This is a genomic window from Marinitoga sp. 1137 (assembly GCF_001941525.1).
GTDB lineage: Bacteria > Thermotogota > Thermotogae > Petrotogales > Petrotogaceae > Marinitoga > Marinitoga piezophila.
In genome coordinates this window covers 486,158-500,345 of the sequence record NZ_CP009471.1, presented here as the reverse complement: position 1 = coordinate 500,345, position 14,188 = coordinate 486,158, and the positions used below count along the sequence as shown (strand labels likewise).

Here is a 14,188-nt window from a genome sequence, read left to right as displayed (position 1 = left end):
GGATCTAAATGGGGATGGAAGATCAACTATTTAAAAATATATTATCTGATAAGGAAATGCTTGTTGAATTTATAAATATATTTTTACCAAAATTGAGATCCTATAACATAAAACCAGAAAATATAAAAATAGAGAATACACGTTTCACTGATTTAGCCTATGGAGATAAGGAAAGTGATTTATTGTTTAAAATAAAGTATGATGAAAGAGAAATGTATTTATTTTTGTTAATTGAACATCAGTCAAGTGTTGATTATTTGATGCAATTTAGAATATTAGAATATATGATTAGAATATGGAGAGAATATATAAAAAGTTTTAAAAAAGAATCAAGAACAAAAGGTTTCAAGCTTATACCTATAATCCCCATAGTATTCTATACAGGGAAAAGAAAATGGACAGCCGAGAATTGGTTTATGAAAAAAGTAGAAAATTGGGAAATGTTTTCAGAATATGTACCATCATTTAAATATGAAATAATAGATCTAAGTCAATTAGAGGAAGAAAGGTTATTAAGAATAAAAAATGCATTGGGACTATTATTAACCTTAAATAAGTCGGAAACAGAAAGGATAATAGAAACGTTAAAAGAGATAAAGAAAGAATTAGAAACTCTTCCGGAAACTGAAAAAGCGAAATTTAAAGAATATGTAGGTATAGTAATTAATGTATTAACGAATAAAACTGGAATCGATAAAAAAGAACTCGAGATATATGAAAATGAGGAGGTGGAGGGAATGTTTGAAAACTTTATAAGAACAGTTGAAGAAGCGATAAAAGAAAGTAAAGAAAAAGCAATGATTGAAGGAAGAAAAGAAGGTTTAGAGCAGGGATTACAAGAAGGATTACAACAAGGATTACAGCAAGGATTACATAGCGCAAAAGTTGAAGATGTAATAAAATTATTAAAAAGAAAATTTAAAGAAAAAGATATAGAAAAATTAAGAAATAAAATTGAAAATCTGGATATAGATGATTTAGATTATATTATAGATAATATTTTCGAAATTTCATTTGATGAATTGAAAAAATACTTAAATAAAAGAATGAATTAATAACATAAAGATTTATTAGGAGGAAGATATAATGGATAATATAGAATTAGTTGTTAAGGTATTATCTGAATCAAAAGAACCTTTAAAATCTGCGGAAATAGCAGAAAAAGCGGGAATTGATAAAAAAGAAGTGGATAAGGCAATAAAGAAATTAAAGAAAGAGGAGAAAATTGAATCTCCAAAGAGATGCTACTATACTATAAAAAAGTAATCTAGACTGAAACCTTTAAGGTTTCAGTCTATTTTTTTGTAAGGGAAATATACATTTGAAAGGAGAGGTTTTAATGAAAATAGCAGTTATAGGATTTGGTGCAGCAGCTGTTGGATTTTTGAAGGAAATAGACACATCTAAACATGAAATTACAGTTTTTGAAATGAATGCAGATATTTATTCATCCTCTATTAGTGGAATTAGAGCTGATGGGAAGCTCTTTGTCTCTTCAGAAATGGGAGGAGATTTAGAGGAAATTTTATATAATAAAACATTGCAAAAAGAAATTGTGGATTATTATTGTAAGCTTGCAGAGACAGAACCTGAAATTGGATCTAGAGAGAATCTTGAAGAACTACAAAAGAAATTTTTTATTAACGGCTTTAAACTTGTAGAATCAGAATTTTTTCATATTGGAACAGATAAATTGAAGATTTTTCTAAAAAATGCACATGAGGAATTTTCTAAAAAAGGAATAGAATTTAAATTTAATTCCTTTGTTAAAGATATTGAAGTTAATGAAAAAATATTAATTAAATATATCGATAGAAAAAGTCGTGAAGAAAAAAAGGAAGAGTTTGATAAAGTGTATATTGCAGTTGGAAGGAGTGGATTTAAGCTAATAGATACCTTAACAGAGAAATATCCGGATATAATATTATCGAATACAAAGGTGGATTTAGGAGTAAGATTTGAATTGCCGGATATAGTTGTTAAAGAGCTTAATGAGGCATTATATGAATTTAAAGTGAAATTTAAGTCTTCAAATGGTCAATTGGTAAGAACATTTTGTAATAATCCTTCGGGATATGTTGTTACAGAAAAATACTCTGATTTTATTACTGTAAATGGTCACGCAATACATGATCAAAAATCGACAAATACTAATTTTGCAATTTTGGTAACTCATTCGTTTACAAAACCTTTTAATGATCCAAATGGATATGGTTCATATATAGCAAAATTATCCAATATTTTAGCAGGCGGAGATAAAATAATACTTCAAACATATGGTGATTTTAAAAAAGGAAAAAGAACAAAAAAATTATGGAAGGTATTTCCAACTTTAAATAATGATGAATATGTTCTTGGTGATCTTAATTTAGTTTTTCCAAGTAAGACCTCTACATCATTAATAGAATTTATAGATAATTTAGATAAAATAATTCCTGGAATTGCAGATGAAGAAAATTTATTATATGGAGTAGAAGTAAAATTTTATGGTAAAAAATTAAATAACGATTTATTTGAAAATCTTAAATTTATAGGTGATTGTTCTGGACATACAAGAAGTATAGTTCATGCTACAGCACACGGTATTCTTGAAGCGCGAAAAATAGCAGAAAATTAATTTTTCCTTGAATATATCGTAAAACTAAAACTTTATACTTTACTTAGAAATACTAAAAGATGGAGTGTTGAATATGGATAATTGTGATTTATTAGCAGATATATTTAAAGCTTTATCTCATCCTACAAGATTGAGAATTTTAAAAATATTAAATAATAAAGAATGTAATATTCTTGAGATTTCTGAAAAGCTAGGGCTTACGCAGTCAAGCATATCTCAACATATAAAAATTCTTGAAGATGTTGGTTTAATTAAAAAAGAAAAGGTTGGGAATATTGTATATTGTGAATTAAAATATCCGCATATTTTTGAACTCTTTGATGATGCAAAAAATATTATTCATTCAGAACTTAAAAGTGCACATAGTATTATAAATAATGAATAAAAAGAAGCTCCGAAAATTTCGGAGCTTCTTTTTTTAGGAAGGAGTAGCAATAAAAGTTACAATTGATATCTTTTCATTTCTAATAATACATCTTTTAATTCAGTCATTGAATCAAATCCTTCGTAGTATGATCTTGTCTTTTTTTCTTTTAAAAAATGTTTTTTTCTTTTCAACATATTAAAACCCCCTTTTTAAAAAATATTATTATTTAATTTCTCTCCATCTTAATAGACGTGGTTATTTTAATTTTATTTATATATACTTTAATTTTTATAAGTTCAACCCTATTATAACAAAAAATTTTTATTTGTCAATAGTAAATATTAAAATAGCATAAATTTTTTTATAGAAAATTCAATTTTTTTATAAGTGACTTTAAAAAAATTAAAGTATATATTATAAATAAAAAAGTCAGGCGTTAAGCCTGACCTTTCAAAATACAATTATTGAGTATATTTGATTAAATGAGGTGGTATTTTATTCGATTGAACTATATTGGAAAAAACTTTAGCGCTATGTCGAGGATTTATGCGATTATTTATAGAATCAAATTCAAATAATCCGTATTCGGCACTAAACCCTTCTTCCCATTCAAATAAATCAAAGATATTTTTGTGAAAATACCCCATAATCTTAATATTATTGTTTAATAACTCATGAATATAGGAAATTGTTTTTATCAAAAATTGAGATCGATAAATATCGCTTTCATCAGCAATGCCGATAGAAGAAATTACAATAGGTTTATCATATTTCTTTAATTCTGGTATCTCAATATTCAATTTTTCTGGATAAATATTATTTCCAATATCATCTTTTTGAACTGTACGGGGTAAACCTGATGTTTTATCATCGTAAAATGTAATTCCCAGAAAATCCATATAATTTTTTAAAACATTAAAAAAAGTATTATCATAATTTGTATTTTTGATAATTCCGACCTTGGAATAAATATTATTTTTGTGTATTAAAAGATATAATTCCTTATAAACTTTTATTATGTTTTCTTTAACTATTTCAGAAATTTTTTCATCGCTAATCCCCGGAGGATATAAACCTTTTTTATACGCATAATCAATATATTTTAAAGGTTCATAAAAAGGAATATAGTAATCAACTATATCTTTAAATTCATTTACTATTTCTTCAGTGTATGAAATTAAAAATTTAAGATTTTCATCATTCTGAAAACCACCTTTTTCTTCAAACCAGATTGGAAAAGTAAAATGGTTTAAAATTAAAAATATTTCAATTCCTTCTTTTTTCAGAGATAGGATAAAGTTTTTATAACTTTCTAATTTTGCACGATTGATATATCCCATTTCAGGATATATTTTTGCCCATTCTATTGAAAACATTAAGGAATTTAATCCTATATTTTTAGAAATTTCAAAAGTTTCAGAAAATAAATTCTTCTGAAACTTTTCTATGATTTTTAATGTAGTACCGTCTTTTATTTTTCCTTTTTTCTGCCATTCATCCCAGTTTGTACGATCATTCATTTTTTCTATTTGATAAGAATCAAATACTCCACCCCATAAAAATCCGTCATAAAAATAAACTTTTTCCATAAAATCCCCCATTTATTTCATTTATTTTGAGATTCCAAAAGCTTTTAATATAACCCTTTTTCTTCTTTGTCCGTCAAATTCAGCATAAAAAATCTCCTGCCATGGTCCCAAATCAAGATCACCATCTGTTATAGGAACTATTATTTGATGGTGCATAATTAGATTCTTTAAATGAGCATGACCGTTGACCTCACCTGTCCAATGATGTTTATATGGATAATTTTGAGGAGCTAATTTTTCTAACCATTCTTTAATATCTTCAATTAATCCGGACTCATAATCATTAATATAAACTGATGCTGTAAGATGCATAGCGGAAACCATTACATATCCATCAATAATACCGCTTTCTTTTACAAAATCTCTGACTTCATCTGTTATATGAATTATTTCTATGGGTTTTTCAGTATTGAACCATAAATATTTAGTAACGCTTTTTACAGAATTTCCGTAGACTTCTTTATCAAACGCCATCTTCCCCCTCCTAAACTTTAGGTTTTTCTCTCATTGATTTCATGGCAATCTTTTCGAAAAATCTTAGTATTTTGGTAAATACTCTTTCATGCTTTGAAATTGGTTTAACTTTTATTGTATAAAAATTATTTTTATTACCTGCAATTATATCAGTAAATAATTGATCACCAATTAAAACACATTGAGATGGAGGAATATTATATTCCTTAATTTTTTTTCTAATCTTAAAAGGAAAAGGTTTTAGAGAATATCCCATTACATCGATATTATATCTTTTTAATTCTTCTCTAATATTATGAAATCTATGCTCTTTGCCATTAGATGCAATTAGAATTTTAAAATCTTTTGATAAATTATCAAATAAATTTAATATCTCATCTGGCAATTTTTCATTTCTCCAGGTAGTTAATGTGTTATCAAAATCAAAAATCAAAAGTTTAAAACCTTTATCTTTTAATTTTTTATAGTCTATTTCAAAAACATCGTTAACAAATTCGTTTGGTATAGTATGATCAAGCATTCTAAACAACCACCCCAATGTATAAAAAAATGTATAATATAAAATTTTAGAAAGAAAAGCGGCAATTTTTTTAAAAAAAGAATCAATTTCGTATGTATATGGATTAACCAGAATAGTATATAATCCCAATCTGTTTCCTAATAAAATATCTGTAAAAAATAAATCTCCAATTATCACAGTTTCAGCAGGTGTTGTTTTTAAATCTTCAAAGATTTTTTTAATTTTTATAGATAACGGTTTATGCATACGCCAATATATATGGATATGTTCTCCAGCTTTTTCTTTTACATGTTTTATTCGTTTTTCTGGGGCATTTGATACAATTGCAATCTTAAATCCAAGATTAGATAATTTTTCAAATAAAACAATAGTTTTATCATCAATCTGTTGTTTCCAAGGAGCAAGAGTAAAATCATAATCAAATAGTAAAGTTTTAAAACCGAGTTTTTTTAATCTGTTATAATCAATTTCAAAAATACTTGGATAATTTTCATAAGGTATAGGGATAATTCTATATATCCCTTTTTTTCTGGAATTAGACTTCCCCGTTGTTGGGTTCAATCTTTACAACCTCCAGATCAGTCATTTCTTTTAAAGAATTTATTAATTTTAAAGATTCATCAAGAGTATCTTTTGGACATATGATTTTCATCATGTTGTTTTCAACAACATTTCTTACATTCATTAAATTATCAACAGACTCAAGTAAATAAGTGACAAGATGTATATCCTCTTTTTTTACTTTAACGTATACATCATATTCTAAAACATCAGAATTATTCATTTTTCTCATCCTTTCTCATATTTAGATTTTCTATATTTTACCGAATTATTCTTAAATATATTTTACAAATCACAGAATTTCTGCTGCTTTAGATGCAAGTTCAGACCTTTCTCCTTTCAAAAGATACACATGAGCAGCTAAAGGAGATTCTCTAAATTTTGAAGAGACATATGTAAGACCATTTGATGAAAAACCTAAATATGGATTATCAATCTGGAATGGATCACCGGTTAATACTATCTTTGTATTTTCTCCTACTCTTGTAATTATAGTTTTTATTTCATGAGGAGTCAAATTTTGAGCTTCATCAATAATCATATATTGTTCCGGAATAGATCTTCCTCTAATATATGAAAGAACCTCTATTTCTAATATTTCTCTTTTTTCAAGGTATTCATCGGGTTTTTTCCCTTTTCCCTGGAATAAATAATCAAGATTATCGTATATAGGCTGCAACCATGGTTTCATCTTTTCTTGAATTGAACCAGGTAAAAAACCTATATCTTTTCCAACAGGAATTACAGGTTTTGAAACAAGTAATTTTTTATATTTTTTCTCATCTAAAACCTTGAAAAGTCCCACTGCTAATGCCAATAACGTCTTTCCGGTTCCAGCGCTTCCAACAAGAGTTACAAGTGGAATTTCATCATTTAGTAAAGCATCAAATGCAAAAATCTGTTCTCTGTTTCTCGGATTAATCCCAAAAACTTCTGTAAATAATGAAACATCAAGTTTAACCAAGGCTTTTTCTTTTTCAGAATATCTATAATAATTGCCATTATTAAGATCAAAATATGTGTTAGGTGAAATGTTTTCGTGATTTTCAATGAGGTTTATATTTATCTTATCCTTTTCAATAAGTTTTTCTTCAACATTTAACTCCATAAATCCTTCAAAATAATCTTCATATTCAATACGATCTGTAAGGTAGTCTTGAGCCACTATTCCAACGGCTTCTGCTTTTATTCTAATATTAATATCCTTAGAAACAAGATAAGTTTCATGTTTTTTATCGTGTTCCTTTAAATACATTGCATACATTAAAATAAAATCATCCATCTTTCTCCCTAAATATTTAGGAATCTTAAAGCCATTTTCTTCAAGGGTTAATATTCTTAAACAACCTCCATTTTCGAGTTTTACGCCTTTTCTTAAATTACCGTCTTTTCTTAATCCGTCTAATACTCTATTTACTTCTCTAGCAGCGGCACCTGTTCTTTCACCGCGTGTTTTTAAATTGTCAATTTCTTCTAAAACAGGAAATGGAATAATAACATTGTTGTCCTGGAAATTAAAAATAGCTTTTGGATCATGAATTAATACATTTGTGTCGAGCACAAAGTTTTTTACCATAACTATCCCCTCCATCTTTTTATGAAATCAGATAGACTCTTTAAGCCAAAACGTTTTATAAAAATTAAAAATAATTTTGCAGTCATCAAAGCATCGTCATATGCCCTATGAGATTTTCCCTCATATATTTTGAAGCGTTTTGATAAATGTTCCAATGAATATGGGCCTGTTTCCAATAAAGCTTTTGACAATTCCAGAGTATCGATATAATAATTGTTTAAAGGTAAAATACCGCTTTCTTTTGCAGCAACATCAAGAAATTTCATATCCATTCTTGCATTATGGGAAACCAAAATTGTACCTGAGACATATTCTTTGAACCTTGGAAAAACCTCTAAAATAGTTGGTGCATTTTCTATATCAGTATTATTAAGCTTATGGAACTGTGAAACTTCACCAGGAATTCTAATATTTGGATTTACCAATGTATGAAATTCATATTTTCTTTTTATTCTCCCATTAAATATAGGAATAGCAGCTACCTCAATAATTCTATCTCCTAAATAGGGTTTTAACCCGGTAGTTTCAAGATCAAAAGCAACAAAAACCTGTGTATCTATTCTTTCCATTAGAATACCTCCTAATATAAGTATAACACAAATTTGATATGCAAAACAATGAAGAGTTTCTATAATTTATTTTTTTTGATAATTTTATGTTAAAAGCTTTTTATTTGAGACTTTTTTTGATATAATAATATGGCAAAAATTCCGCTCTTTTAAATAAGGGCCAAAAATGTCCGAGGAGGTGTATGGTAGTGAAAAGGATTTATGAAGTTATGTTTATTGTTTCTCCAGAATTATCTGAAGAAGCAAGAAACGCAGAAGTAGAAAAAGTTAAATCATGGATCGAAGAAAAAGTTGGTGGAGAAATTGAACACTGGGAAAGATGGGGTATGAGAAAATTAGCTTACAGAACCCATCAAGGTTATACAGAAGGTGACTATGCTTGGGGAATTTTCAAAGCAGAACCAGATAAGGTAAACGAATTAGACGGTCTTTTCAGAATTAACAGCCAGAACACATTCAGATGGCAGGTATTCAGAAGAGAAGACTTAGAAAAAGCTGAAAAAAACAAAGCAAAAAAAGCTGAAGAAACACAGGAAGTTATTGTTGAAGAACCAGTAGCTGCTGACGAAGAATAAGGGATGATATTATGAGCTATTCATTCAACAGGGTTATACTTGTTGGAAGACTTACAAGAGATCCAGAAGTAAGAATGACAACTTCAGGAGATAAAGTCGCAAATTTCACACTTGCTGTAGATAGACCAAATTGGAATAATGATTTCAACGGTCAAAAAACTGACTTCATAAGGGTTGTTGTTTTTGGAAAAAAAGCAGAATTTGCTGAAAATTACCTCAAAAAAGGTGTTTTGATTCTTGTTGAAGGTGCTTTAAGAATAAATACCTGGAGAGATCAAAACAATAATTATAGGGAAAGAGCAGAGGTTTCAGCTTCCACAATACAATTTATGGAGTCAAAAGCAAGCAGAGATGCATATATAACAAATAATTTTGAAGATAATTCAAATATAGAAGTTATTGAACCGACTATCGACGAAGTAAATGATGATTTTGATGACTTTTCAAATGATGAATTTCCTCAATTTTTCCCAATTGATGATGCGGGAACTGAGGATGATACCCCACCAAATTTTTAGGAGGTGAACAACATGGCATTTAGAAGACCAAGAAGAGTAAAAAAATGTAAATTATGTTCTCAAAAAATAGAATATATTGATTATAAAAACGTTGATTTATTAAAAGATTTCATTAACGAAAAAGGTAAAATAATTCCAAAAAGATTAAACGGAAATTGTTCAAAACACCAGAGAATGGTTAAAAAGGCAATTAAAAGAGCAAGACACATGGCATTATTACCATTCATTAGTGACTAATAATATAAGGAGGCTGAGGCCTCCTTTAATTTTTGTTATTCCATTTTCACATTAAATTTAACTAAATTGTGATATACTTAATAAAGAAAGAAACAAGGAGGGATTATATGAAAGTAATGTTATTGAAAGATGTAGCAAAAGTTGGTAAAAAAGGGGAAATAGTAAAAGTTTCTGACGGTTACGGAAGAAACTATTTAATACCAAGAGGACTTGCAATTGAAGCGAAAGAAGGAGAAATAAAACACGTTCAAAAAATACAGGAAGTAAAAAAAGAAGTAAAACAAAAAAGAAAAGAAAAAATGGAAAAATTACTTAAACAACTCCAGGAAAAAGTTTATAAATTAAAAATAAAATGTGGAAAAAATGGAAAATTATTTGGAGCAATTACAGCAAATGATATTGCAAAACATATAAAAGATAGTACAAATATCGATTTTGATAAAAGATGGTTTACAGAAAAGGTTAATATTAAAGAAGTAGGGTTATATACACTAACAATAAAACTTCCAGAAGGTGTAAAAGGAGATATTAAGGTTAAAATAGAACCGTTAGAAGAATAATGGATGGTGAAAAATTTTGGAATTTATAATTCGTTCAAAGGCATTATATACTACATGGGTTTATTATAAACCTGATAGGCTTTTATTTGATGTAGGCGAAGGAATAAGCGCTGCGTTAGGAAACAAGATATACAGTATAGAAAAGATATTTATTTCACATTCTCACGTTGATCATATTGCAGGTTTGTGGGGATTTATAAATACCAGAAACAATGCAATGGGAAGTCGAGAAAAAGGGTTAACAATTTATTATCCTAAAGGTTCTAAAAATATAGAAGAATATCTAAACTTTATCCAGAGAATGAATAAATATTTAAGATTCAAACTTGAATTTATTACCGTTGAACATGGTGATATTATCCCTTTAAAAAATAACAGATATTTAAAGATTTTCAAAACAAGGCATACTCCAGGCGAAAAATCTGTTGGTTTCCAGATTCTTGAAAACAGAAAACGTTTAAAAAGTGAATATCAAAATCTATCTGGAAATGAAATAAAGGAATTAATAAGTAAAATGGGTAAAGAAAATATATTGGAAAAATATACAAAAAAATTAGTTACTATTAGCGGAGATTCGTTACCTGTATCACCGGATATTATAGAAGATAGTGATATATTGGTACATGAATGTACTTTTATAAGAGAAAAAGATAGAAAATTGCGCAATCATACATCATTAGACGAAATAAAAAAATTATTAACACAAATTAAGCCAAAAAAGGTTATTCTTTATCATATTTCAAGCCGATATACAAGGTTAATTAAAAAAACAAAAGAAGAATTATCCAGTGAATTTAAGGATATAGAGTTTCATATTGTACATCCAGAAGAAATTTCCATAATATAGCGAAACATATGGAAAGGGGGAGTTAAAATGCTGGAATGGCAATTCTGGATAATATTGGGGATTATTTTTGTTATTCTTGAAATTATTACACCAACATTTTTCTTTTTATGGTTTGGAATTAGTAGTTTTATTACTGCCATATTAGGAATATTTACAACAAACAAAATAATTACAACCACATTTTTTATAATACTATCCTTTATACTTGTGATTTTTTCAAGAAAAATTGTAAGGCCATGGCTTAAAAGTTCTGAAAATAGAAAATTCAGTCTTGATGAATTAGAAAATGCAACAGGAATTGCAATTTCAGATGTTGGGAAAAATAAATCTGGAATAGTAAAAATTTTCGGTGAAGAATGGAAAGCAATGTCGGATGAAGAAATAAAATCAGGGGATAAAATTGTAGTTTTAAAAAGAGAAGGTAATACATTAGTTGTAAAAAAACTTTCTTGAAGGGGGATGATTAAGGATGTATTTATTAACTATTATAGCTGTATTTGTCATTTTAATAGCAGCTACAAGTTTAAAAATTATAAGGCCATATGAAAAAGGTTTAATTGAACGTCTTGGGAAGTTTCATAGAGAGGCTCAACCAGGATTACAGTTTATTATTCCTTTCCTTGATAGAATGATAAAGGTTGATATGAGGGAACGTGTAATTGATGTTCCACCACAAGAGGTTATTACAAAAGATAATGTTATTGTAACCGTTGATGCTGTAATCTATTATGAAATAACAGAAGCATTTAGAGTTATCTATAATGTAAATAATTTCCAGCTTGCAGCTATAAAACTTGCACAGACAAATTTAAGAAATGTAATAGGTGAACTCGAACTTGACCAGACATTAACCTCAAGGGAAATGATCAATACCAGATTAAGAGAAGTGCTTGATGACGCCACGGATAAATGGGGTGTTAAAGTAACAAGGGTAGAAATTAAAAAGATTGATCCACCAGATGATATAATGGAAGCAATGAGTAAACAAATGAAGGCTGAAAGGATGAAAAGGGCTGCAATATTAGAAGCTGAAGGTTATAAACAGGCAGCTATCTTAAGAGCTGAAGGAGATAAACGTTCTGCTATATTAAAAGCCGAAGGTGAAGCTGAATCTGTAAAAAGAGTTGCTGAAGCTAAGAAATACAAATACGAAGTTGAAGCAGAAGGTCAGGCAAAAGCTATTATTAACGTATTCAAAGCAATACATGAAGGTCAGCCAACAGAAGATTTATTAAAGGTAAAATACTTAGAAACTTTACAGGAAATGGCAAATGGTCAGGCTTCAAAATTATTTATACCTTATGATATAATGGGCGTTTTAGGATCTGTTGCAGCAATGGTTGAATCAAAATTGCCACAGGAGAAAAAAGAAGAAAAAAAGGAAACTTCTGAATAAAAAGAAAGGAGTTTTTTAATGACGTTTTATTACATATATTTGATTTTTGAATGTTTTGTAGCATCATTTCTGGCATTCTTCCTTGCACAGTATTTTATAATTTCAAACAAAAGACCTTTCTTTATAATTGAATTCTTTAACATGTATAACTTTTTAGGAAGTGTTGTGCTTCTAAAAATGCTAAATGTGGAATATTATAAGTTAAGTAATCTATTATTGTTTATTTCGCTTATTCTATTTTATACAAGATCATTTATGACAGCTAAGGATAAATTTGATAGCAGATTTAGATCAATGATACTTTCATTTGGATACACAAGGGAATCATATTTCTATCGTTTTCTTATGAAAAGAATCTTGATTAGAGGACTTGAAGGCTTTTTCTTTTCAATAGCGGCGATATTAATGATTAATAAAATTCCATTCTGGTATAACTTTTCAAATAATTTTGATGAATTTATGTATGTTGTGTTATTTTTATTTGGTGCTGGACTTATTAAATCATCTAACTATGGAAAAATTTCAAGAACATAAATCAAAAAAGCTTCCTGATTTTCAGGAAGCTTTTTTGATTAATATAAAAAGCCTATAAGCCAGAGAGGAATGGAATTTTTAACTGGAATTTCAATGTCATCTTTTAAAACAAAATCAGCCTTTTTAATTTTTTTATTTTTCCCACCAACTTCAATAAGTTTTCCATCAATTACAAAATCACCATATTCTTCTTTTTTAGATGAATATACCTTCATTCCTGCTTCTGAAAAGAGTGCAGCAACATATGCTTCTCTTAAGTTTCCAGAATCACCATTAAAAATTTTATATATTCCAGGATCATATAAAAATATTTTTGAACCTACAGAATTGAGTTTATAATCTTTTTCATGTCTTATAATTCTTATTACTTTTATAGCTTCAAGAGCATTTAGAAGTTGATAAAGCTTTTCTTTTCCAATTGAAAATTCTTTACACAGTGAATTTATTATAAGTCGTGGTATTTTAGCTAATGCTAGATATCCAATGATTGCATTTATTATTCTTAAATAATTTTCTCGTAATTGTGGAAGTAAAAATAAAATATCTGATTGTATGGACTTTTCTACAATTTTTAAAAGCTTATTATCATACATATGTAAATCTTCAAGAAAAATTGGTCTAAATCCATGGTCTATATAGTCTCTATATAATGAGAGTACGTTAATTTCGGAAATTATTTTCTTGATGATTTTGGGATCATAATCAAAAGGATCGATTATAGGATAAAGTTTTCCATCAACAAGATAAATAAATTCGCGAAGTGAAAGCAAAGGAATTTCTATAATTGGGAAACGTCTTGAAAGATCAGAAACTCCTTTTTGTAAAATTATACTGCTACTATCACTTACCCATATATTCTTATCAGGAAAGACATCATAAATTCCTTTTAAATGAATACTCCAATCATTTGCAAAATGAACCTCATCAATAAAAACACTTTCATAGCCTTTTAAAAATGCAGCTTCTACAAGATCAAATAATGGTATTGTTGAAACAATAGGGTTATCTGCTGATATATATAAAGCATTTTTTTCTTTTAAATTTTTTAATAAAAAGGTTGTTTTTCCAGTTCCACGAGAACCAACTAACATTAAATTTTTTGTATCTTTGTTAATAGTATCAAAAAAAGGTCGGAATTTTTCAGGTAAAATATAAAGCAGTTTTTCCTGAAAAATTTCTAATTTTTCAATTATTAGATCTTTGTTCATCCTTACCACCTCTTTAAGTCCTGAATCAGAACTAAATATG

At 28.0% G+C, this 14,188-nt stretch carries 19 protein-coding genes; 12 read left to right on the top strand and 7 right to left on the bottom strand.

All coding sequences use genetic code 11. From position 1 onward, the window contains the following. The first annotated feature begins 8 nt into the window (after positions 1-8). The 4 genes from LN42_RS02540 to LN42_RS02525 all read left to right on the top strand — a co-directional run bounded on the left by LN42_RS02540 (position 9) and on the right by LN42_RS02525 (position 3,002). Positions 9-1,055 carry an Rpn family recombination-promoting nuclease/putative transposase gene (locus LN42_RS02540; RefSeq protein WP_014295970.1) on the top strand — a complete coding sequence of 349 codons (1,047 nt, stop codon included), beginning with the start codon at positions 9-11 and terminating at the stop codon, positions 1,053-1,055. 31 nt (positions 1,056-1,086) lie between these two features. Beyond that, on the top strand, positions 1,087-1,266 hold the full coding sequence (locus tag LN42_RS02535) for an HTH domain-containing protein (protein WP_014295969.1): 180 nt from the start codon (positions 1,087-1,089) through the stop codon (positions 1,264-1,266). 73 nt (positions 1,267-1,339) lie between these two features. Beyond that, a complete protein-coding gene (locus LN42_RS02530; protein ID WP_014295968.1) occupies positions 1,340-2,617 on the top strand; it encodes an NAD(P)/FAD-dependent oxidoreductase in 1,278 nt (425 codons plus the stop codon). Positions 2,618-2,690: 73 nt separating this feature from the next. Continuing rightward, entirely contained in the window at positions 2,691-3,002 is a 312-nt protein-coding gene (locus LN42_RS02525) for a helix-turn-helix transcriptional regulator (protein WP_014295967.1), read from the top strand. Between the two features lie 443 nt (positions 3,003-3,445). Here LN42_RS02525 and LN42_RS02520 read toward each other — a convergent pair whose 3' ends face one another. From LN42_RS02520 to LN42_RS02495, 6 genes are read right to left on the bottom strand one after another with little or no spacing between them, the layout of a single operon-like run. After that, a complete protein-coding gene (locus tag LN42_RS02520) occupies positions 3,446-4,573 on the bottom strand; it encodes a family 1 glycosylhydrolase (RefSeq protein ID WP_075780285.1) in 1,128 nt (375 codons plus the stop codon). Positions 4,574-4,594: 21 nt separating this feature from the next. Then, a complete protein-coding gene (locus LN42_RS02515; RefSeq protein ID WP_014295964.1) occupies positions 4,595-5,047 on the bottom strand; it encodes a secondary thiamine-phosphate synthase enzyme YjbQ in 453 nt (150 codons plus the stop codon). 10 nt (positions 5,048-5,057) lie between these two features. After that, positions 5,058-6,128: a YqeG family HAD IIIA-type phosphatase gene (locus LN42_RS02510; RefSeq protein WP_014295963.1), complete on the bottom strand. Its 1,071-nt coding sequence runs from the start codon at positions 6,126-6,128 to the stop codon at positions 5,058-5,060. Then, positions 6,103-6,360, bottom strand: coding sequence for a DUF4911 domain-containing protein (locus tag LN42_RS02505; RefSeq protein ID WP_014295962.1), 258 nt, complete (start codon positions 6,358-6,360; stop codon positions 6,103-6,105). Before LN42_RS02505 ends, LN42_RS02510 begins: the two co-directional genes overlap by 26 nt. Positions 6,361-6,420: 60 nt before the next feature. Beyond that, positions 6,421-7,704: a PhoH family protein gene (locus LN42_RS02500; protein ID WP_075780284.1), complete on the bottom strand. Its 1,284-nt coding sequence runs from the start codon at positions 7,702-7,704 to the stop codon at positions 6,421-6,423. 2 nt (positions 7,705-7,706) lie between these two features. Then, a complete protein-coding gene (locus tag LN42_RS02495) occupies positions 7,707-8,273 on the bottom strand; it encodes a PolC-type DNA polymerase III (RefSeq protein ID WP_014295960.1) in 567 nt (188 codons plus the stop codon). A 188-nt stretch (positions 8,274-8,461) separates the two neighbouring features. On the opposite strand from LN42_RS02495, the gene rpsF reads away from it, so the two are divergent. From rpsF to LN42_RS02455, 8 genes are all read left to right on the top strand, one after another. Then, positions 8,462-8,848: a 30S ribosomal protein S6 gene (gene rpsF / locus LN42_RS02490; protein WP_014295959.1), complete on the top strand. Its 387-nt coding sequence runs from the start codon at positions 8,462-8,464 to the stop codon at positions 8,846-8,848. A gap of 11 nt (positions 8,849-8,859) precedes the next feature. Next, entirely contained in the window at positions 8,860-9,366 is a 507-nt protein-coding gene (locus LN42_RS02485; protein WP_014295958.1) for a single-stranded DNA-binding protein, read from the top strand. 12 nt (positions 9,367-9,378) lie between these two features. Further along, positions 9,379-9,603 (top strand): 30S ribosomal protein S18, encoded by a 225-nt coding sequence (gene rpsR, locus LN42_RS02480; RefSeq protein ID WP_014295957.1) that lies wholly within the window; start codon positions 9,379-9,381, stop codon positions 9,601-9,603. 107 nt (positions 9,604-9,710) lie between these two features. After that, entirely contained in the window at positions 9,711-10,163 is a 453-nt protein-coding gene (rplI, locus tag LN42_RS02475; RefSeq protein ID WP_014295956.1) for a 50S ribosomal protein L9, read from the top strand. A 16-nt stretch (positions 10,164-10,179) separates the two neighbouring features. After that, positions 10,180-11,010 carry an MBL fold metallo-hydrolase gene (locus LN42_RS02470; RefSeq protein ID WP_014295955.1) on the top strand — a complete coding sequence of 277 codons (831 nt, stop codon included), beginning with the start codon at positions 10,180-10,182 and terminating at the stop codon, positions 11,008-11,010. 27 nt (positions 11,011-11,037) lie between these two features. Next, a complete protein-coding gene (locus LN42_RS02465) occupies positions 11,038-11,463 on the top strand; it encodes an NfeD family protein (RefSeq protein ID WP_014295954.1) in 426 nt (141 codons plus the stop codon). A gap of 16 nt (positions 11,464-11,479) precedes the next feature. Next, on the top strand, positions 11,480-12,406 hold the full coding sequence (locus LN42_RS02460; RefSeq protein WP_014295953.1) for an SPFH domain-containing protein: 927 nt from the start codon (positions 11,480-11,482) through the stop codon (positions 12,404-12,406). Positions 12,407-12,424: 18 nt separating this feature from the next. Then, on the top strand, positions 12,425-12,940 hold the full coding sequence (locus tag LN42_RS02455; RefSeq protein WP_014295952.1) for a hypothetical protein: 516 nt from the start codon (positions 12,425-12,427) through the stop codon (positions 12,938-12,940). Positions 12,941-12,978: 38 nt separating this feature from the next. On the opposite strand, the gene LN42_RS02450 is transcribed toward LN42_RS02455, so the two are convergent. Further along, positions 12,979-14,148, bottom strand: coding sequence for an ATP-binding protein (locus tag LN42_RS02450; protein WP_075780283.1), 1,170 nt, complete (start codon positions 14,146-14,148; stop codon positions 12,979-12,981). Positions 14,149-14,188: the final 40 nt, after the last annotated feature.